This is a genomic window from Amycolatopsis sp. CA-128772 (assembly GCF_002904295.1).
GTDB lineage: Bacteria > Actinomycetota > Actinomycetes > Mycobacteriales > Pseudonocardiaceae > Amycolatopsis.
Genome location: NZ_PPHG01000013.1, coordinates 18,409 through 36,722, shown reverse-complemented (window position 1 = coordinate 36,722; position 18,314 = coordinate 18,409). Strand labels below are relative to the sequence as shown.

At 72.9% G+C, this 18,314-nt stretch carries 25 protein-coding genes and 1 tRNA gene; 16 read left to right on the top strand and 10 right to left on the bottom strand.

Going from position 1 to position 18,314, the window contains the following annotated elements:
* Nucleotides 1-20: 20 nt before the first annotated feature.
* Entirely contained in the window at nucleotides 21-1,322 is a 1,302-nt protein-coding gene (locus C2L59_RS05060; RefSeq protein WP_103348338.1) for a nicotinate phosphoribosyltransferase, read from the bottom strand.
* A 74-nt stretch (nucleotides 1,323-1,396) separates the two neighbouring features.
* Here C2L59_RS05060 and clpS point away from each other — a divergent pair, with 74 nt between their 5' ends.
* The 5 genes from clpS to C2L59_RS05035 are packed head-to-tail and all read left to right on the top strand — an operon-like array spanning nucleotide 1,397 to nucleotide 3,992.
* The gene (gene clpS, locus C2L59_RS05055; RefSeq protein WP_103348337.1) at nucleotides 1,397-1,696 is read left to right on the top strand and encodes an ATP-dependent Clp protease adapter ClpS; all 300 of its coding nucleotides are present in this window, start codon (nucleotides 1,397-1,399) and stop codon (nucleotides 1,694-1,696) included.
* Entirely contained in the window at nucleotides 1,693-2,250 is a 558-nt protein-coding gene (locus tag C2L59_RS05050) for a DUF2017 domain-containing protein (RefSeq protein ID WP_103348336.1), read from the top strand. Before clpS ends, C2L59_RS05050 begins: the two co-directional genes overlap by 4 nt.
* Nucleotides 2,247-3,227, top strand: a complete 981-nt coding sequence (locus C2L59_RS05045) for a P1 family peptidase (protein ID WP_103348335.1) — start codon at nucleotides 2,247-2,249, stop codon at nucleotides 3,225-3,227. The genes C2L59_RS05050 and C2L59_RS05045 overlap by 4 nt, the downstream gene beginning before the upstream one ends.
* A 31-nt stretch (nucleotides 3,228-3,258) precedes the next feature.
* Nucleotides 3,259-3,501: an ATP-dependent Clp protease adaptor ClpS gene (locus C2L59_RS47365; protein ID WP_103348334.1), complete on the top strand. Its 243-nt coding sequence runs from the start codon at nucleotides 3,259-3,261 to the stop codon at nucleotides 3,499-3,501.
* Nucleotides 3,498-3,992 carry a hypothetical protein gene (locus C2L59_RS05035; RefSeq protein ID WP_103348333.1) on the top strand — a complete coding sequence of 165 codons (495 nt, stop codon included), beginning with the start codon at nucleotides 3,498-3,500 and terminating at the stop codon, nucleotides 3,990-3,992. The genes C2L59_RS47365 and C2L59_RS05035 overlap by 4 nt, the downstream gene beginning before the upstream one ends.
* Before the next feature lie 5 nt (nucleotides 3,993-3,997).
* Here the strand turns inward: C2L59_RS05035 and C2L59_RS05030 are convergent, their stop codons facing one another.
* Nucleotides 3,998-4,378, bottom strand: coding sequence for a hypothetical protein (locus C2L59_RS05030; RefSeq protein WP_103348332.1), 381 nt, complete (start codon nucleotides 4,376-4,378; stop codon nucleotides 3,998-4,000).
* An 81-nt stretch (nucleotides 4,379-4,459) separates the two neighbouring features.
* Between C2L59_RS05030 and C2L59_RS05025 the strand changes: the two genes are divergently transcribed.
* The 4 genes from C2L59_RS05025 (at nucleotide 4,460) to C2L59_RS05010 (ending at nucleotide 7,028) form a co-directional block, all read left to right on the top strand.
* Nucleotides 4,460-4,867 (top strand): Mov34/MPN/PAD-1 family protein, encoded by a 408-nt coding sequence (locus C2L59_RS05025; RefSeq protein WP_103348331.1) that lies wholly within the window; start codon nucleotides 4,460-4,462, stop codon nucleotides 4,865-4,867.
* Nucleotides 4,868-4,932: 65 nt separating this feature from the next.
* On the top strand, nucleotides 4,933-5,205 hold the full coding sequence (locus tag C2L59_RS05020; RefSeq protein ID WP_004559268.1) for a MoaD/ThiS family protein: 273 nt from the start codon (nucleotides 4,933-4,935) through the stop codon (nucleotides 5,203-5,205).
* A 3-nt stretch (nucleotides 5,206-5,208) separates the two neighbouring features.
* Entirely contained in the window at nucleotides 5,209-6,159 is a 951-nt protein-coding gene (locus C2L59_RS05015; RefSeq protein ID WP_103348330.1) for a PLP-dependent cysteine synthase family protein, read from the top strand.
* A 152-nt stretch (nucleotides 6,160-6,311) separates the two neighbouring features.
* Nucleotides 6,312-7,028 carry an aspartate/glutamate racemase family protein gene (locus C2L59_RS05010; RefSeq protein WP_103348329.1) on the top strand — a complete coding sequence of 239 codons (717 nt, stop codon included), beginning with the start codon at nucleotides 6,312-6,314 and terminating at the stop codon, nucleotides 7,026-7,028.
* On the opposite strand, the gene C2L59_RS05005 is transcribed toward C2L59_RS05010, so the two are convergent.
* A complete protein-coding gene (locus C2L59_RS05005; protein ID WP_103348328.1) occupies nucleotides 6,986-7,846 on the bottom strand; it encodes an arylamine N-acetyltransferase in 861 nt (286 codons plus the stop codon). The genes C2L59_RS05010 and C2L59_RS05005 overlap by 43 nt on opposite strands.
* A gap of 93 nt (nucleotides 7,847-7,939) precedes the next feature.
* Between C2L59_RS05005 and C2L59_RS05000 the strand changes: the two genes are divergently transcribed.
* Genes C2L59_RS05000 through rdgB form a run of 5 tightly spaced genes read left to right on the top strand, consistent with a single transcriptional unit; the run spans nucleotide 7,940 to nucleotide 11,567 of the window.
* Nucleotides 7,940-8,569, top strand: coding sequence for a rhomboid family intramembrane serine protease (locus tag C2L59_RS05000; RefSeq protein WP_103348327.1), 630 nt, complete (start codon nucleotides 7,940-7,942; stop codon nucleotides 8,567-8,569).
* Nucleotides 8,566-9,372 (top strand): glutamate racemase, encoded by an 807-nt coding sequence (gene murI / locus C2L59_RS04995; protein WP_103348326.1) that lies wholly within the window; start codon nucleotides 8,566-8,568, stop codon nucleotides 9,370-9,372. The genes C2L59_RS05000 and murI overlap by 4 nt, the downstream gene beginning before the upstream one ends.
* A 29-nt stretch (nucleotides 9,373-9,401) precedes the next feature.
* Nucleotides 9,402-10,169, top strand: coding sequence for an MBL fold metallo-hydrolase (locus tag C2L59_RS04990; RefSeq protein ID WP_103348325.1), 768 nt, complete (start codon nucleotides 9,402-9,404; stop codon nucleotides 10,167-10,169).
* Nucleotides 10,170-10,191: 22 nt separating this feature from the next.
* On the top strand, nucleotides 10,192-10,968 hold the full coding sequence (gene rph, locus C2L59_RS04985) for a ribonuclease PH (RefSeq protein ID WP_103348324.1): 777 nt from the start codon (nucleotides 10,192-10,194) through the stop codon (nucleotides 10,966-10,968).
* Nucleotides 10,965-11,567, top strand: a complete 603-nt coding sequence (rdgB, locus tag C2L59_RS04980; protein ID WP_103348323.1) for an RdgB/HAM1 family non-canonical purine NTP pyrophosphatase — start codon at nucleotides 10,965-10,967, stop codon at nucleotides 11,565-11,567. The genes rph and rdgB overlap by 4 nt, the downstream gene beginning before the upstream one ends.
* A gap of 101 nt (nucleotides 11,568-11,668) precedes the next feature.
* Here rdgB and bcp read toward each other — a convergent pair whose 3' ends face one another.
* The 5 genes from bcp to C2L59_RS04955 all read right to left on the bottom strand — a co-directional run bounded on the left by bcp (nucleotide 11,669) and on the right by C2L59_RS04955 (nucleotide 15,022).
* The gene (gene bcp / locus C2L59_RS04975) at nucleotides 11,669-12,142 is read right to left on the bottom strand and encodes a thioredoxin-dependent thiol peroxidase (protein WP_103348322.1); all 474 of its coding nucleotides are present in this window, start codon (nucleotides 12,140-12,142) and stop codon (nucleotides 11,669-11,671) included.
* A gap of 23 nt (nucleotides 12,143-12,165) precedes the next feature.
* On the bottom strand, nucleotides 12,166-12,711 hold the full coding sequence (locus C2L59_RS04970; RefSeq protein WP_103348321.1) for a hypothetical protein: 546 nt from the start codon (nucleotides 12,709-12,711) through the stop codon (nucleotides 12,166-12,168).
* 191 nt (nucleotides 12,712-12,902) lie between these two features.
* Nucleotides 12,903-13,085, bottom strand: coding sequence for a hypothetical protein (locus C2L59_RS04965; protein ID WP_020640913.1), 183 nt, complete (start codon nucleotides 13,083-13,085; stop codon nucleotides 12,903-12,905).
* A 129-nt stretch (nucleotides 13,086-13,214) separates the two neighbouring features.
* On the bottom strand, nucleotides 13,215-14,102 hold the full coding sequence (locus C2L59_RS04960; RefSeq protein ID WP_103348320.1) for a hypothetical protein: 888 nt from the start codon (nucleotides 14,100-14,102) through the stop codon (nucleotides 13,215-13,217).
* Nucleotides 14,103-14,143: 41 nt separating this feature from the next.
* A complete protein-coding gene (locus C2L59_RS04955; protein WP_103348319.1) occupies nucleotides 14,144-15,022 on the bottom strand; it encodes an AraC family transcriptional regulator in 879 nt (292 codons plus the stop codon).
* 117 nt (nucleotides 15,023-15,139) lie between these two features.
* Between C2L59_RS04955 and C2L59_RS04950 the strand changes: the two genes are divergently transcribed.
* Nucleotides 15,140-16,222 carry an aldo/keto reductase gene (locus C2L59_RS04950; RefSeq protein ID WP_103348318.1) on the top strand — a complete coding sequence of 361 codons (1,083 nt, stop codon included), beginning with the start codon at nucleotides 15,140-15,142 and terminating at the stop codon, nucleotides 16,220-16,222.
* A 30-nt stretch (nucleotides 16,223-16,252) separates the two neighbouring features.
* On the opposite strand, the gene C2L59_RS04945 is transcribed toward C2L59_RS04950, so the two are convergent.
* Nucleotides 16,253-17,170 (bottom strand): helix-turn-helix domain-containing protein, encoded by a 918-nt coding sequence (locus C2L59_RS04945; protein ID WP_199198920.1) that lies wholly within the window; start codon nucleotides 17,168-17,170, stop codon nucleotides 16,253-16,255.
* Nucleotides 17,171-17,241: 71 nt separating this feature from the next.
* Between C2L59_RS04945 and C2L59_RS04940 the strand changes: the two genes are divergently transcribed.
* Nucleotides 17,242-18,189 (top strand): saccharopine dehydrogenase NADP-binding domain-containing protein, encoded by a 948-nt coding sequence (locus C2L59_RS04940; protein ID WP_103348400.1) that lies wholly within the window; start codon nucleotides 17,242-17,244, stop codon nucleotides 18,187-18,189.
* Nucleotides 18,190-18,212: 23 nt separating this feature from the next.
* Here the strand turns inward: C2L59_RS04940 and C2L59_RS04935 are convergent.
* Nucleotides 18,213-18,286 (bottom strand) — tRNA-Leu (locus C2L59_RS04935).
* Between the last annotated feature and the right edge of the window lie 28 nt (nucleotides 18,287-18,314).

Below are 18,314 nucleotides of genomic sequence, written 5' to 3'. Positions count from 1 at the left end.
CCTCTCAAAGACAGCGTCGGTCACAAGAACTGCGTCGGGATGGCGGGCTCGCCGTGCGAGAGCTTGAGGCCCTCCCACGGCAGGCTGACCAGGCCGCGGCGCAGCCGCTGCCTGGCGTCGTCGAGCGTAGGCAGGTCCGGCACCGGGCGGCCAGCCCGCAGCAGCGGGATCTGCAGCGGCCGGTCGTTGGCCTCGGCCTCGGGCGCGGCCCCCGACGTCGTCCAGACGACCTCCTCGACCGCCGTGCCGGTGCCGCGGTGGCGCCGCAGCGCGGACTTGCGCCCGCCGCGGGACTCCTTGTGCGCACTGCGCTTGGCGACCGGCCTGCCGTCCACCTCGACCAGCTTGTAGACCATGCCGGCGGTCGGCGCGCCGGACCCGGTGACCACCGAGGTGCCGACACCGTAGGCGTCCACCGGCTCCGCGCGCAGCGCCGCGATGGCGTGCTCGTCCAGGTCGCCGGACACCACGATCCGGGTGTCCTTCGCGCCGAGGGAGTCCAGCTGCTCGCGGGCGCGGCGGGCGAGCGGGCCGACGTCGCCGGAGTCGATCCGGATCGCGCCGAGCTCCGGCCCGGCGACGCGCACCGCGGTCTCGATGCCCGCGGTGATGTCGTAGGTGTCGACCAGCAGCGTCGTGTCCGCGCCCATCTTGCCCACCTGGGCGCGGAAGGCCGCCTCCTCGCTGTCGTGCAGCAGCATGAAGGCGTGCGCGACGGTGCCGCGGGTCGGGATGCCGTAGCGGCGGCCGGCCTCCAGGTTGGACGTCGTCGCGAAGCCGGCCAGGTAGGCGGCGCGCGCGGCCGCGACCGCGGCGTACTCGTGCGTGCGGCGGCCGCCCATTTCGATGATCGGGCGGCCGTGCGCGGCGCCGGACATCCGGGCCGCCGCCGACGCGATGGCGCTGTCGTGGTTGAGGATCGACAGCACCAGCGTCTCCAGCAGCACGCACTCGGCGAACGAGCCGGTGACGGTGAGGATCGGCGAGCCCGGGAAGTACAGCTCGCCCTCGGGGTAGCCGTCGATGTCGCCGGAGAACTCGTAGTCCGCCAGCCACGCGAGCGTCGCGTCGTCGACGACCGCGGTCGCCTCCAGCTGCGCGAGCTCGGCGTCGGTGAAGCGGAAGTCCGCGATCGCGTCCAGGACCCGGGCGGTGCCCGCGACGACGCCGTAGCGCCGGCCGTCCGGCAGCCTCCTGGCGAAAACCTCGAACACGCAGGGCCGCGCGTGCGTCCCGTCGGCGAGCGCGCTGCCCAGCATGGTCAGCTCGTAGTGGTCGGTGAGCAGCGCAGTGCTGGTCGTGGCCGGTTCCGGTGAGCCCATGGGGTAAGCCTATTCACCCACATGGCCGGACCTGGCGCGGCGTACCCGGTGACCCCCGTGACACCATGGGGTGCATGTCCACGCCTGTCGCATCCGAACAGACGCAGGTCGAACCGGCCGGTGCGGAAGTCGCCGAGTCGGACACCCCCTGGCGGACCGTGGTCTGGAACGACCCGGTGAACCTGATGTCGTACGTGACGTACGTCTTCCAGAAGCTGTTCGGCTACAGCCGCGACCACGCCACCAAGCTGATGCTGGACGTGCACCACAAGGGCAAGGCGATCGTGTCGTCCGGCAGCAAGGAGAAGGTCGAGGTGGACGTGGCGAAGCTCCACGCGGCGGGCCTCTGGGCCACCATGGAGCAGCCTTCGTGAACGGCTGGCGGCGCAAGGGCGCGGTGATCCACGCGGGGTTCGAGCAGCAGGAAGCGGCCGTGCTGCGCGGCCTGGTCAGCCAGCTCGAAGACATGCTCACCGCGCGGGCCGAGGAGGCCCCGCAGGACGAGCTCGCCGAGCTCACCGGCATCCGGACCGGGCCGACCGAGTCCCCGGACGACCCGGTGCTGTCGCGGCTGCTCCCGGACTTCCACAAGCTCGACCCGGACAACCCGTCGCGGGAAGACATCGACGCCTCCGCGGCGATGCGGTCGCTGCACGAGCCGGAGCTGCTCGACATCAAGGTCGGCGTGGCCAAGATCGTGCTCGACACGCTGCCCCGCGACGGCGGCCACGTCCGGCTGACCGAGGAGCAGGCCGACGCCTGGCTGGGCGCGCTCAACGACGTCCGGCTGGCGCTGGGCACCGCGCTCGACGTCACCGAGGACATGCCCGACGAGCTGCCCGAGGACGACCCGCGCGCGCCGCACCTGGGCGTCTACCACTGGCTGACCTGGGTGCAGGAGACGCTGATCCAGGCGCTGACGGGATGATCACCGACGTGCCGGGTGTCCTGGTCGGGCACCACGAGCGGGTCGGCGGCGGCTGGGCCACCGGGACGACGGTGGTCCTGGTCCCCGAGGGCGCGGTCGGTGCGGTCGACCAGCGCGGCGGCGCGCCCGGCACGCGGGAGACGAATCTCCTCGAACCGGAGAACCTGGTGCAGCGGGTCAACGCCGTGTGCCTCTCGGGCGGGTCGGCGTACGGCCTGGCCGCGGCCGACGGCGTGATGCGGTGGCTCGCGGAGCGCAACCTGGGCTTTCCGGTCGGGACGCAGCCGCACGAGGTCGTGCCGATCGTGCCCGCGGCCGTGCTCTTCGACCTGCCACGCAGCGAGTGGGGCAACCGGCCCGACGCGGCTTTCGGCTACGCGGCGTGCGAAGCGGCTTCGGCCTCCTTCGCGCAGGGCACGGTCGGCGCGGGCGCGGGGGCGGCCGTGGGGTCGCTGAAGGGCGGCATCGGCTCGGCGAGCGAGGTCGTCGGCGAGTACACGGTCGGGGCGCTGGCGGCGGTCAACGCGGCCGGCGAGGCCGTGGACCTCTCGACGGGCCGGGCGTACGCGGCCGACCACGGCGACTTCGGCGTGAAGTGGCCTTCGCGGGCCGCCGAGCTGCCGTCCCGCCGGACGGACCTCAACACGACGATCGGCGTGGTCGCGGTCGACGCGGCCCTGGCCAAGGCCGAGGCGCGGCGGATCGCGGTCGCGGCGCAGGACGGGCTGGCGCGTGCGGTGCGCCCGGCGCACTCGATGTTCGACGGCGACACGGTGTTCGCGCTGGCCACGGGCGCGCGCGAGCTGCCGGAGGCGACCGCCCCGTTCGGTGCGGCGGCCCGGCCGGCGGCCCTCGACGCGCTGTGCTCGGCGGCGGCCCGGGTGTTCGCGCGGGCGATGGTGCACGGCCTGCTCGCGGCGACCACGGCCGGCGGCGTGCCGGCCTACCGGGACGTCTGGCCGGAAGCGTTCGCGTAACGCCGAGCTGCCCGGCTCGGATCAACCCGGGGTGCAGCTCGACGAAAAGTGGGTCGTCCGGATCCACGATGACAACGTGAACAGCTTCGCCGGGGTGGCGCTGGTGCTGGCGGAGCTCCTCGACCTGCCGGCGGAGGAATCCTGGGCCGCCGCGGAGCGGATCCACACGACCGGCTCGGCCGGGCTCGACCCGCTGCCGGCCGGTTCGGCGGAGAACTTCGTCGCGGCCCTGCAGGTCCGCGGCCTGCGCGCGACCCTGGAGCCGGCCCCGTGACCGACTTCGCGCACATCACCGCATGGTCCGGGCGCACCCGGATCGCGTTCGGGCCCAACACCGCGTCGGTGCTGCACCGCATGCTCTCCGACGTCGCGTCCCGCCTGGACGGCTCCGGGCGGAAGGGCATCACCGACACCACGCTGTTCCCGGACGCCTACCGGCACCGCAAGCCGAGCGCGGCCTTCCGGGAACGGCACGGCGCGGCGATGCGCGCCCAGGTGGTGGCGGCGTTCACCCGGGTGCTCGAGGCGTGGTCCGGCGGCACCGAGCTGGAGCTCGACCTCGCGGGCGCCCGCGACCTGCGGCTCGTGCTCGCCCACACCCAGTCGGCGTACCTGCGGAGGCCGCGCTGGGAGGTGCCGGTCGACGAGCTGTTCTCGACGCGCTGGGGCGCCGAAACGAAGTTCGCCTGGCTCCAGGCGCTGGAGAGCCACGTCGCCACGGCGGCCCTGTCCCGGGACGACGTGCCGGTGTTCCTGGAGATCTGACCCCGTCAGCCACCCGGGTAGGGGTCCTCGGGCAGGGCGTCGCCGCCGGCCTCGAGGTTCGCCGCGCGGACCGACGCGACGTACTCCTCGTCGATCTCGAGGTCGAGCCCGGCGACCGACAGGATCGGCCCCAGCGACGGGTGGATCTCCAGCGGGCCCAGCTCGGTGCTGCGCGGCAGGCGTTCCCAGATCTGCTTCGGCCGGTTCAGGGTCCAGCGGCTGCAGGCCAGGAGCGTGACGTGCCGGTCGGTCACCATGATCAGGAAGCCGACCCGGGCGCGCATCCGGTGCACGTAGAGCGACATCGCGGGGATCACGTACTGGATCCGCTCGTCCGTACCGAGGTACCTCCGGCACCGGTCGCGCACTTTCGACGACAACGGCATCGGCCCAGTATCCCGGGAACGGCTGGTGAGCGGTATATCTCATCATCTGGACCCGCTTTGTCCACCACCTAAGATGTCGGTGTGCTCCGGATCCGCCGTGACCTCGTCGACGAGATCGTCGCCCACGCCCGTCGTGACCACCCCGACGAGGCGTGCGGGGTGATCGCCGGGCCCGAGGGCTCGGATTCCCCCGAGCGGTTCATCCCCATGCTGAACGCGGCCCGGTCGCCGACGTTCTACGAGTTCGACTCCGGCGACCTGCTGAAGCTCTACCGCGAGATGGCCGCGAACGACGAGGTGCCGGTGGTCATCTACCACTCGCACACCGCGACCGAGGCCTACCCGTCGCGGACCGACGCGAACATCGCGGCCGAGCCGGACGCGCACTACGTGCTCGTCTCCACCCGCGACCCCGAAGTGCACGAGTTCCGGTCGTACCGGATCGTGGACGCCGAGATCACCGAGGAGCCGGTCGAGATCGTCGACTGACCTGTCGGAATAAACCGCCGCGCCGACGGCGTCTGCGTGTAAGAACCCACCGGAGGTAAGAACCCATGGCCGTGACCGTCTCCATCCCGACGATCCTGCGCACCCACACCGGCGGCGAGAAGTCCGTCGAGGCGAAGGGCGCGACCGTCCTCGAGGTCATCGACGACGTCGAGGCCCGGCACGCCGGCATCAAGGCGCGCCTGGTCAAGGAGGAGAAGCTGCACCGCTTCATCAACGTCTACGTCAACGACGAGGACGTGCGCTTCGCCGGCGGGCTCGAGGCCGAGGTCAAGGACGGCGACACGCTGACCATCCTCCCCGCCGTGGCCGGTGGCTGATCGATGGCTCGCTTCGAGTCCCTGCTCGACGCGCTCGGCGGCACCCCGCTGGTCGGGCTGCCCCGGCTGTCCCCGACGCACGACGTGCGGCTGTGGGCGAAGCTGGAGGACCGCAACCCGACCGGCTCGATCAAGGACCGGCCCGCACTGGCCATGATCGAAGCCGCCGAGCGCGAAGGCAAGCTGCGGCGCGGCTCCACGATCCTGGAGCCGACGTCGGGCAACACCGGCATCTCGCTGGCCATGGCCGCCAAGCTCAAGGGCTACGGGCTGGTCTGCGTGATGCCGGAGAACACCTCGACCGAGCGCAAGCAGCTGCTGCAGGCGTACGGCGCCCGGATCGTGTTCTCCCCGGCCGCGGGCGGCTCGAACGAGGCCGTCCGGCGGGCGAAGGAGCTGGCGAAGGCGAACCCCGAGTGGGTGATGCTCTACCAGTACGGCAACCCGGCCAACGCCGACGCGCACTACCGCGGAACCGGGCCGGAGCTGCTGAAGGACCTGCCGACGCTGACGCACTTCGTCGGCGGCCTCGGCACGACCGGAACGCTGGTGGGGGTCGGCCGCTACCTGCACGAGGCGAAGCCGGACGTCCAGATCATCGCGGCCGAGCCACGCTACGGCGAGCTGGTGTACGGCCTGCGCAACCTCGACGAGGGATTCGTCCCGGAGCTGTACGACGCTTCGGTGCTCAACGGCCGCTATTCGGTGGGGGCGTACGACGCTTTGCGGCGCACGCGGGAGCTGCTGGAGCACGAGGGCATCTTCGCGGGGATTTCGACGGGCGCGGTACTGCACGCGGCCCTGGCGGTGGCCGAAAAGGCGGCGGCCCGGGGCGAGGCGGCGGATGTCGCGTTCGTCGTGGCGGACGCCGGGTGGAAGTACCTGTCCACGGGGGCTTACGCCGGGTCACTCGATGAGGCGGCCGAGCGGCTCGACGGGCAGCTCTGGGCTTGAGCTGCGGCGGCTTCTGGGGGTTCGGGGGCGGCCCGGTCGGCTCGTGAGTTCGACGGGCGCGGCGCCGGCGCCGGCGCTGGAGAAGGTGGCGGCTCGTGGTGAGGCGGCCGAGCGGCTCGACGGGCAGCTCTGGGCTTAGGCATCCTGGTCCCATGAAGGTCATCGGGCTGCTCGGCGGGATGAGCTGGGAATCCTCGGCCGAGTACTACCGGCTCGTCAACGAACGCGTGAGAACCGTCCTCGGCGGCTTCCGCTCCGCGCACACCGTGCTCTACTCCGTCGACTTCGCCGCCATCGAAGCCATGCAGGCCGGCGGTCGCTGGGACGACGCCGGGGCCGAGCTCAACCGGGCCGCCAAGGCCCTCGAGGCGGCGGGCGCCGACTTCGTCGTCCTCTGCACCAACACCATGCACAAGGTCGCCGAGCAGCTCGAAGACGGGCTCGGCATTCCGCTGCTGCACCTCGGCGACGCCACCGCCGCGGCCGTCAAGGCCGCCGGGATCCGCCGTGTCGGGTTGCTCGGGACCGGGTTCACCATGGAGCAGCCCTTCTACCGCGACCGCCTTGCCGCGCACGGGCTCGACGTGCTCGTGCCCGGCGCCGGAGACCGCGACCTCGTGCACCGCGTCATCTACGACGAACTGGTGCTCGGCGTCGTCGAGCCCGAGTCCCGCGAGGCCTATCGCGGCGTGATCGCGCGGCTCGTCGACGCCGGCGCCGAGGGCGTCGTCTACGGGTGCACCGAGATCGAGCTGCTCGTCGGCCCGGAAGACTCGCCGGTGCCGACGTTCCCCACGACCCGCCTGCACGCCGACGCGGCGGTGGCCTACGCGCTGGGCACCACCTCGCTGCCCTTGCCGCCGACGTGAGCCTCGTGCTGGGCGACGCACTGCCGCCACAGCCGCTGGCGCTCCTCCGCAGTGAACTGCGCCGCCGGGATGCCGAAGACGTCACCCGCCGCCGCCCACCATTCGGCCGGTGAGCCGATCAGCTCCTTCGCGCCGTGGCGGTTCAGCGTCAGCGCGCGCAGGCTGTCCACGCCCGTCGCGTCGCGCCGCTGCAGGACGCAGACCCGCACGAACCCGGACTCCGGCGCCGTCGACAGGAACGTGTGCCTCTCGGCGAAGTCGGCCATCTGCGCGGGACCGGGCGCGAAGTCGAAGCCGGTGAAACTGCCCGAGGGGTCGTGGTCGAACCGCCAGCCGCCCGGCGCCACCTCCGACGGCCGCAGCCGGTAGGTGTGCGGGCCCTGGACGTAGGTGCCTTCCCGTAGGGGGAGCGGCTCGTGGAGGCCGTCACCCAGCCCGGCGTCCACCAGCCAGGCCGCCGACGGGTCCCCGGGCAGGCCGGTGACGGTCAGGGCCAGGTGGTTGCGGTTGACGTGCGGCTCGTCCGCCGGGTCGCCCTGCACGCCGCCGTGGTGGCGCGTGACCTGGTAGCCGAGGGCGAGCAGCAGCTCCGAGAACGCGCCGTTGAGGTGGTAGCAGTACCCGCCGCGGCCCTGCAGGATCCGCGCCAGGGAGGCCGCGGGCTCGAGCGGCGTCGTCCGCCCGAGCTGGATCTCCAGCGGCTCGTACGGCACCCGTTCCACGTGGGCCGCGTGCAGCCGCCGCAGGGCGGCCGCGCTCGGCGGTTCGGCGTCGAGGCCGAGCCGCTGCAGGTATCCGGTGACGTCGAAGTTCCCCATGCCCGCCACGCTAGCGGCGGGCACCGACAAAACTCCCGGATCAGGGATTTCACCCGAGGTGGCGGGGCCGCGGCCCGTCGTAGCCTCGAAGACGTGAGCACACTGAACCCCGCCCCGGAAACCGACGTCGCCAAGCGCGTGCTGCCGCCGAAACCGCCGGCGGCCGCGATCGTGGCACTGTCGTTCACCCTGCTGCTCTACCTGGTCGAGCTGGTGGACGTGATCCTGCCCGGCGACCTGGACCAGGGCGGCATCCACTCCCGGGCGCTGTCCGGCCTCGACGGCGTGCTGTTCGCGCCGGTGCTGCACGCCGGCTGGTCGCACCTGTTCGCGAACACCGTGCCCGTGCTCGTGTTCTCCTTCCTCGCGATGGCCGCCGGGATCGGCCGGTTCGCGCTGGTCACAGCCATCATCTGGGTGGTCTCCGGGCTCGGCGTGTGGCTGCTCGGGCCCTCGGACGGCGTCACCGTCGGCGCGTCCGGGCTGGCCTTCGGCTGGCTCGCCTACCTGCTGGTCCGCGGCCTGTTCAACCGCGCGGCGGGGCAGATCGTCGTCGCCGTCGTGCTGCTCGGCGTGTGGAGCGGCATGCTGGCCGGGCTGCTGCCGGGTAACCCCGGCGTCTCCTGGCAGGGCCACCTCTTCGGTGCGCTGGCCGGCGTCCTCGCGGCCTGGCTGACCACCCGCCGGTCCCGCAAGCCCGTCCCGGGTAACCTCGAGGTGTGACACCTTCGCCCGCTGATGCCCCGATCGGTGTGTTCGATTCCGGCGTCGGCGGGCTGACGGTCGCCCGCGCGATCCTCGAGCAGCTCCCCGCCGAGCAGCTCCGCTACGTCGGCGACACGGCGCACAACCCGTACGGCCCGCTCCCGATCGCCACCGCCCGCAGCTACGCCCTCGCGGCGCTCGACGAGCTCGTCGAGAGCGGCGTGAAGGCTCTGGTGATCGCCTGCAACACGGCGTCCGCGGCCTGCCTGCGCGACGCCCGCGAGCGCTACGACGTCCCGGTGATCGAGGTCGTCCTGCCCGCCGCGCGCCGCGCCGTCGTCGCGACGCACACCGGCCGCGTCGGCGTGATCGGCACCGAAGGCACCGTGCGGTCGCGAGCCTACGAAGACGCCTTCGCCGCGGCGCCGGGCATCACGCTCACCAGCGTCGCCTGCCCGCGGTTCGTGGACTTCGTCGAGCGGGGCATCACGACCGGGCGGCAGGTGCTCGGGCTCGCGCAGGGCTACCTGCAGCCGCTGCTCGACGCCGGGGTCGACACGCTCGTGCTCGGCTGCACCCACTACCCGCTCCTGCAGGGCGTGCTGCAGATCGTGATGGGCCAGGAAGTCACCCTGGTCAGCAGCGCGGACGAGACGGCCAAGGACCTCGTGCGCGTGCTGACCGAGCGGGACCTGCTGACGGCGCGGGAGACCGCGCCGCGGCACGAGTTCCTCGCCACCGGCTCGGCGGAGCCGTTCACCCGGCTCGCGCAGCGCTTCATGGGCTTCGCCCCGGGTGTCCTCGCTCCCACAACCGCGTGAACGGCCGTGCGGGCGCTTAGGGTGTCGTCGTGCGACTGACCATCCTCGGGTGCTCCGGCAGCATCCCCGGGCCGAACGCCGCCGCGTCCGGTTACCTGCTCGAGGCCGAGGGCTTCCTGCTCGGCCTCGAACTCGGCAACGGCACGCTCGCGCAGCTGCAGGCCGTGGCCGACCCGTTCGACCTCGACGCTCTCGTGCTCAGCCACCTGCACCCGGACCACTGCGCCGACGTCAGCGCGCTCACCGTCCTGCGGCGCTACCACCCGGCGCCGCCGTACCCGGCCCGGCCGCGCCTGCTGCCGCTGTACGCCCCGCCGGACGCTCCCGTCCGGCTGGCGAACGCGTACGCGCCCAACGAGACCGAGCGGGCCACCACGGACCTGTCCGACGTCTACGACTTCCACCCGCTGCGGCCCGAGCCGTTCCGCATCGGGCCGTTCGAGGTGGTCGCGGTCGAGGTCGACCACCCGACGCCGGCGTACGGCCTCCGAATTTCCTACGGTGGCCGGATCCTGGCGTTCACCGGCGACACCGGGCCCTGCCCGGCGCTGAACGAGCTCGCCGACGGCGTGGACCTGCTGCTCGCGGAGGCGTCGTGGACGGACTCGGCGGAGCGCCCGGCCGGGGTGCACCTGTCGGGCAAGCAGGCCGGCGAGCTGGCGCGCGACGCCGGCGTCGGGCGGCTGCTGCTCACGCACATCGCGCCGTGGACCGACGCCGGCGCGGTCCTGGCCGAGGCGTCGGCCGGGTTCCCCGGGGCCGAGGTCGTCAAGCAGGGTGCCGTCTACGACGTCTGAACGGCGGTCATAGAGTGCACCCGTGGCTCGTAAAGATGGCAGGACCGACGACCAGCTCCGCGACATCAAGATCACCCGGGGGTTCCAGCAGTGGCCGGCCGGGTCGGTGCTGATCGAATTCGGCAACACCCGGGTGCTGTGCGCGGCGAGCGTCACCGAAGGGGTGCCGCGCTGGCGGGCCGGGTCCGGCCTCGGCTGGGTGACGGCGGAGTACGCGATGCTCCCGTCCGCGACCAACACCCGCGGCGACCGCGAATCGGTGAAGGGCCGGATCGGCGGCCGCACGCACGAGATCTCCCGCCTGATCGGCCGCTCCCTGCGCGCGTGCATCGACCTGGCGGCCCTGGGCGAGAACACGATCGTCATCGACTGCGACGTCATCCAGGCCGACGGCGGCACCCGCACGGCGGCGGTGACGGGCGGGTACGTGGCCCTGGCGGACGCGATCACCTGGCTGGGCGCGGCGAACCGCCTCAACGACCCCCAGCCGCTGTCGTCCTCGGTGGCGGCGGTGAGCGTCGGCGTGGTCGACGGCCGGGTCCGGCTGGACCTGCCGTACGAGGAGGACTCCCGCGCGGAGGTCGACATGAACGTGGTGGCGACGGACGCGGGAACGCTGATCGAGGTCCAGGGCACCGGCGAGGGCGCGACGTTTGCCCGGTCCACTTTGGACACGATGCTGGACATGGCCCTGGCGGGCTGCGCGGAACTGACCCGGCTGCAGAACGAGGCGCTGGCGCTGCCGTACCCGGGTGAGCTGCCGGAGCCGCGTCCGGACAAGAAGAAGGGCGCGAAGTGACGAAGCTGCTTCTGGCCACGCGCAACGAGAAGAAGCTCGGCGAGCTGCGGCGGATCGTTGCTGCAGAAGGGCTTTCCGGCGTCGAGGTCATCGGGCTTGCCGATGTGCCTTCGTTCCCGGAAGCACCGGAGACGGCACCGGACTTCGAAGGCAATGCGGTGGCGAAGGCCCGGGACGCCGTCGCTGCGACCGGATTGGCTGCCATTGCCGATGATTCGGGGCTTGCCGTCGATGCGCTGAACGGGATGCCGGGGGTGTTGTCGGCCCGGTGGTCCGGGCGGCACGGGGACGACGAGGCGAACCTGGACCTGGTGCTGGGGCAGCTGCGGGATGTGCCGGACGATCGGCGCGGGGCGCAGTTCGTCTGCGCCGCGGCTTTGGTGCTGCCGTCGGGGGAGGAGACGGTGGTCCGCGGGGAGTGGCGGGGAACGCTGATCCGGGAGCGGCGCGGGACGAACGGGTTCGGCTACGACCCGATCTTCCGGCCCGACGGGGAGGGGCGGACGTCGGCGGAAATGGAGCCGGCGGAGAAGGACGCCGCTTCACACCGAGGATTGGCCCTCCGGCTTCTGCTGCCTGCGCTGCGGGACTTGGGTTGACGGAGTTCGACGCCGGGCCGGATCGCCCGGAGCCACCTTCCGCCTGCTTCCCACCCTCGAACCGCCGGAACGGGGTGGGAGCAGGCCGGTGATCGGGTGGGTCAGGAGGCCAGGCCGAGGTCCCGGATCAGCTTCGCCACGTGGCCGGTCGCGCGGACGTTGTACCAGGCGTTGGCGATCTTGCCCTCCGGGTCCACCACGAACGTCGACCGGATGACGCCCATGTACGTCTTGCCGTAGTTGCGCTTCTCGCCCCACGCGCCCCATGCCTCGATGACGCCTTTGTCCGGGTCGCCCAGCAGGGGGAACGTCAGCTCTTCGTTCTCGACGAGCTTCGCCAGCTTCGCCTGCTTGTCCGGCGAGATGCCGACGACCTGGTAACCCGCGCCGTTCAGCTCGGCGAGGTTGTCGCGGAAGTCGCAGGCCTGCTTCGTGCAGCCCGGGGTGCTCGCCGCCGGGTAGAAGTACACGACGACGGAACGGCCGCGGAAGTCGCTCAGCGACACCTCTTCGCCCGTGCTGTCGGGCAGGGTGAAGTCCGGGGCTTCGTCACCCGGGGAAAGGCGCTCGGTCATGCCCCGAGCCTAACGGCGGACCCTCAGGCGGGGCCACAATAGGTGACCGCGGTGGGTTCGGTCGCGCTCGGGCGGAGCTGGAGCCGCAGCTGCGTCTGCTCCTGCGGCACCGCGAACGCCAGCGTGAGGTGCACCGAACGGCCCGGCAGGACGTCCTTGCCCGCGTCGGTGATGCCGGTGAAGCCCTGGGTCGTGTCCACGACCTGCTTGACCGCCGCCCCCGCCACGGTGGCCGTGACCGTGAGGCCCGAAAGCTTGTACGTCGTCGAGCCGTCGTTGGTCAGCTCGACGTCGAAGGCCGCGCCGCGCGGGCTCTGCGGGTACGCCGACGGGCTGGGCCGGAACGACGTCGGGGAGCCGACGGAGAGAGTGAGGCCGCTGGGGAACCGGTGGTCGGCGCCGAACTTGAGGTCGTTGCCCGCCTGCGAGGCCGACGCGCCGGCCCCCGCGGGCGAGCCGCCCGCGCCGAGGGCCGCGGTGCCCTCGTGCGCCGCAGGGACCCCGCACGCCACCGCCAGGCCGAGCAGTCCTGAGGTGAACATGATCTTGCACGTGCGCGCGAGCGCCATCGCGGGTACTCCAGTCGGCGGGTCGGGGTGCCGTTCGGCAAACGGGGATGCCGGGCGAACCCGCTCCACTCTGGCCGTGATCGCGCGTGGTTACGAGGCGCGACCGGGGGTTGTCGCGCACCTGGTGCCGCCCCGTGGCCAATCCGTGACCGGAACGGCACGGCTGGTGACAATCTCTGGCCACATGCCACTTAAACCGCAAGCGCGAACAACAGGATGAAGATCGCGACGCCGGCCACCCACGCGGCCATCAGCCAGCCGAAATCCCGGATCGGGTCGACCGCGCGGCTCTCTTCGCCGGGCACGTACACGCCGCGCTCCTCGAACCAGTCCGCCCAGCGGGCGAACCAGCGCAACGGGTTGCGCGACGACATGCTCCACCTCCGGGAACCGGTTCCGCCGGTTACAGTACGGGTTCGGCCGGGTGCCCCGGAAGGTGCCGGCGGCCGTCCACCCCGGACACCCCACGGCCGGGTGAACCTCGGCGCCTCCCGTGTAGCAGATCAGGCGAGTCCGTGACGCCGCAGCACCGACACCGCACGGACGGTCGCGTAACCCCGCCATTCGAGGGCCGCGGCCGGTGAATAGCTCGCGAAGTCGACCCGCCAGCCGCCGTCGTCCTGCTGCTCGTTCGCGAGCCGCCGGAGTTCGGCGTCGACGACGCCGTCGGCGAACAACGCGCGGGCCGGGCGGTCCGGCAGCGGCGCGAAGTCCAGGGCGCGCAGGGTTTCGCCGTCGGCGCCGCCGGCCACCGGGGCCAGTCCGTCGGCCGGGACGAACGCGGCCAGGTGGTCCAGCAACGCGGGCGCCTCCGCGTGGAGCTCGTGGGCCGCGTCCACGAACCGGACCGCGAAGGACAACGCGATCGCGTGCGGTGGCGCGGAAAGCTCGCGGATCGCGCGGAAGCAGTACTGCGTCGCGGCGGTCAGCCACGGGTGGTCGCGCACGGCCGGATCGTGGCGGGCGACGCGCAGGGCCACGCCGGCGGCGAACGCGGTGCTCTGCAGGGTGGCCACCGCCGGATCGGCCTGGACCCAGAACGGCGCGCAGCCGGCCGGGTCCGCCACCGGCAGGGCGAACGGCAGGCCGCCGTCCGGGTGGGACGCCGTCGCCAGCCAGTCGCAGAGCTTCGCCGCGTGCGGCGTCGTGTCCGGGGCGATCTCCTCGAACACCTCGAAGGCGTGCAGGGCGCCGCCGGGCTGGCTTTCCGGGGCCCGCAGGTCCGGCTCGAGGCCCCAGCCGTAGCCGCCGTCGGGGTTGCGGTAGCCGTCGACCGCGGCGAGCACGGCGTCGGCGTTCGTGGCGCCGCCGAGCAGGTCGAAGCGGCGGCGGTCGAGGAGGCGGGCGTGCGTCGCCATGAAGGACGCCGCCGCGGGGAGGTTCACGGACATGCCGCCAGCGTCGCACGGCGGTCTTGAACGGATCGGACCCCTCAGGGCAGCTGCGGCCCGGCGGTGGCGGCTTCGCGCAGGCGCGTCGCGTCCTGGCCGGGCGGCGCGCCGAACAGGCGACGGTACTCGCGGTTGAACTGCGACGGGCTGTCGTAGCCGACGAGGTGCCCGACGCCGGCGACGTCACCCGCGCCGGCCAGCAGCAGCGAGCGGGCCTCCTGCAGGCGGATGCGCTTCTGGAACTGCAGCGGGCTCATCGCCGTCGCCGTCCGGAAGTGACGGTGGAACGCCGATGCGCTCAGCCCGCTCAGGTGCGCGAGTGCCCCGATCCGCATCGGCTCGGCGTAGTTGTGCCGGATCCACCGGATCGCGCGGCCGACGTGGGCGGCGCCGCTGCCGGTGAGGCCGAGCCGGCGGACCAGGCCGCCGTGCGGGCCGGTCAGCAGCCGCCAGAGGATCTCCCGCTCGACCAGCGGCGCGAGGACGGGCGCGTCGGCCGGGTGGTCGAGCAGCCGCAGCAGCCGCAGCGCCGCGTCGAGCAGCTCCGGACCGGCGTCCCCGATGGCGATGGGCGACGCCGGTGGCGTGCGGGGTGGCGCCCCGAGCAGCAGCGGCGCGATCGCCGCGGGGCGCAGCGCCAGGCCCAGGCCCAGCGCGGGCGTCCGCGGGGTGGCGCCGACGAAGTGGCCGGTCACCGGCAGGTCGGTGCCGACCAGCAGGTACTGCCCGGCGCGGTACTCGTGCACCTGCTCGCCGAGCAGCAGCCGCTTGCCGCCCTGGGCCATCACGACCAGCAGCGGCTCGGCGAGCGAGTGGTGCGGCTCGCTCGTGTCCACTCTGGACAGGAGCAGGCCGGGTACCGGGGTGTGCAGGTCGCCGTGCGCGTGCCGGGCGACGAGGTCGCGGAGTTCGTCGAGCACACGTCCAGACAACCGAAGCCGAGAGGATTGTGCAAGAGGTGACAACGATCGGTCTACCGATGAGCAGGGTGTTCGCGGTTTCCTGAGTGCACTAAACCATTGAGCAAGGAGAGTTTCGTGCCACTCGACCACTACGTCACCCTGGGCCGGTCCGGCCTCCGCGTCAGCCCGTTCGCGCTCGGCGCGATGACCTTCGGGACGGATCCCGGTGGCGCCGGCTGCGATGTTGCGGAGTCGGAGAAGATCCTCGCGACCTACCTGGACCTCGGCGGCAACTTCGTCGACACGGCGAACTTCTACACCAACGGGCATTCGGAGAAGATCCTCGGCGACTTCTTCGCCGCCCACCCGGGCCGGCGGGCGCGGGTGGTGCTCGCGTCGAAGTTCTTCGGCAACATGTTCCCGGGCGACCCCAACGGCGGCGGCGCCGGCCGCGCGTCGATCATCGCCCAGCTCGACGAGACGCTCCGGCGGCTCCAGACGGACTACCTCGACCTGTACTGGCTGCACAACTGGGACCGCGGCACACCGGTCGAGGAGACGCTGCGGACGCTCGACGACCTGGTCCGCGCGGGCAAGATCCGGTACGTCGGGTTCTCGAACACGCCGGCGTGGGTCACCGCGCAGGCGCAGACGACGGCGTTGCTGCGGGGCTGGACGCCCTTGGTGGCGCTGCAGGTCGAGTACTCGCTGCTGGCGCGGACGGTCGAGGGCGAGCTGGCGCCGTTCGCGCTGGACCAGGGGCTGGCCCTGGTGCCGTGGAGCCCGCTGAAGAACGGGTTCCTGTCCGGCAAGTACCGGCGGGGCGCTTCGGCGCCGGATTCCGCCCGCGCGGCGTTCGTCGGCGGTCCGTCCGAAGCGGAGTTCGCGGTGATCGACGCGGTCGCCGCGATCGCGGAGGAGGCCGGCACGACGTCGGCGGCGGTGTCGCTGGCGTGGCTGCGGGCGCGGCGCGCAACGGTGGTCCCGATCGTCGGGGCGCGGCGGCTGGAGCACCTGACCGGCAACCTCGCCGGCCTGGACGTGACGCTGACGCCGGCGCAGCTGGCGACCCTGGACGAGGTGTCGGCGCCGGAGCTGGACTACCCGGCCCCGATGCACGGCGCCCAGCGGGCGATGCTGCAGTACGCGGGCGCGACGGTCGACGGCGAACCGTCCACTGTGTACCCGCCGCTGCTGCAGAGCGGCGTCCGCTACTGACCGGTGCGGCGGGCGAGGGCTGGGGAACCGCTAACTGCGGAACGTGCGGCGGTAGGTGTCCGGCGGCACGCCGACCGTCCGGTTGAAGTGCCGCCGCAACGTCGTCGCCGTGCCCATGCCGACCGCCTCCGCCACCGCGTCGATGCCCGCGTCCGTGTTCTCCAGCAATTCCTGGGCGCGGCGGATGCGCTGGTTCAGCAGCCACCGCAACGGCGTCGTGCCCGTGGCCGCGCGGAAGTGGCGGGCCAGGTGGCGGGAACTCATGTTCGCCCGGCGGGCCAGGTCCTCCACCGTCAGCGGGTGGTCGAGGCGGGCCGTGATCCACGGCAGCAGGGCCGCCAGCGGGTGGTCGTCGCGGGCGGGGACCGGGGCCGGGACGAACTGGGCCTGGCCGCCCGCGCGGTGCGGGGGCACCACCAGGCGGCGGGCGATCGCGTTGGCCGCCGCCGGGCCGTGGTCGGAGCGGACCAGGTGCAGGCACAGGTCCATCGCCGCGGCCTTGCCCGCCGAGGTGAGCACCTGGCCGTTGTCGACGTAGAGGACGTCCGGGTCCACCGTCACGCGCGGGTAGCGGGCGGCGAGGACGTCCGTGTGGGCCCAGTGCGTCGTCGCGCGCAAGCCGTCCAGCAGGCCGGCCGCCGCGAGCACGAACGCGCCCGTGCACAACGACGCCACCCGGGCGCCGCGCGCGTGGGCGGCGCGCACCGCGTCGACCAGGTCCGCCGGCGGCTGCGCGTCGACGTCGGCCCAGCCCGGCACGAGCACCGTGTCCGCGCTCGCCAGCCGGTCCAGGCCGTGGTCCGGTTCGAGCAGGAAGCGGCCGACGCGGACGGCGTGCGAGCCGCAGACCGCGAAGGCGTAGCGGGGGTCGTCGCCGAACACCTCGGTGGCGATGGTCAGCTCGAACGAGAGCATCCCGTCGGTGGCCGCGAGGGCGACTGCGAGCATGTCCGAAAGTGTACGCAGCACGTCGTTCCGGACACTGGTGACCGCGTCCGGACGTCGTCAGGATGATCGTCATGACTTCGGTACTGGTTTACGGCGCTTACGGGCACACCGGCCGCTTCGTCGTGGCCGAGCTGCGGAAACGCGGCTTCGAGCCGGTCCTTTCCGGACGGGACGCGGCCCGGCTGCCGGGCGGCCGGCCGGCGTCGGTCGACGACCCGGCGTCGCTCGACCGCGCCCTGGAGGGCGTGGCGGCGGTGATCAACTGCGCGGGCCCGTTCGCCGTGACGGCGCGCCCGGTGGCCGAGTCGGCGATCCGCGCCGGCGTCCCGTACGTGGACGTCGCCGCGGAGATCGAGGCCAACCTCGACACCTTCGAGCTGACGGCCGGCACCGCGGTGGTGCCCGCAATGGCGTTCTTCGGCGGCCTGGCGGACCTGCTGGCCACGGCGGCGATGGACGGCTGGGCGGCGGCCGACGAGGTGCACGTCGCCTACGGCCTCAGCGGCTGGAACCCGACGGCGGGCACGCTCGCCGCGGGCCGGGTGTCCCGCGAGCGCCGCGACGGCCGCCGCATCAGGTACGCGGGCGGTCGCCTGGAGTACCTCGACGACGCCCTGCCGGCGCTGGAGTGGCCGTTCCCCGAGCCGCTCGGTACCCGCCCGGTGCTGGGCGAGTTCTCGATGGCCGACATCGTCACGATCCCCCGGCACCTGAAGGTCCGCGAGGTCACCAGCTACCTGACGGCGGACGCGGCCCAGAGCCTGGCGGCGGCGGGCGAGCGCGACGCGGCGGAGACGTTCGTGGTGGAGGTGGTCGTACGCGCCGGGGGCGAAGAGCGCCGGATGGTGGCGCGCGGGGAAGACATCTACGCGGTGAGCGCACCGCTGGCGGTGGAGGCGGTGGCACGGATCCTCAGCGGCCGGACACGGGCGACGGGTGTCGCGGCGCCGGGGGAGATGTTCGACGCGGCGGACTTCCTGCGGGCGCTGGCGCCGCACATCGTGGTGGAGCCGCGGTGAATCCGGGGTGGACGCCACTCGAGTGGGCCCGGAGAGACTCGAACTCTCACTGGCACGGACCTAAACCGTGTGCCTCTGCCAATTGGGCTACGGGCCCCCGGTACTCCGCAGCCTAGCGTGCGGCG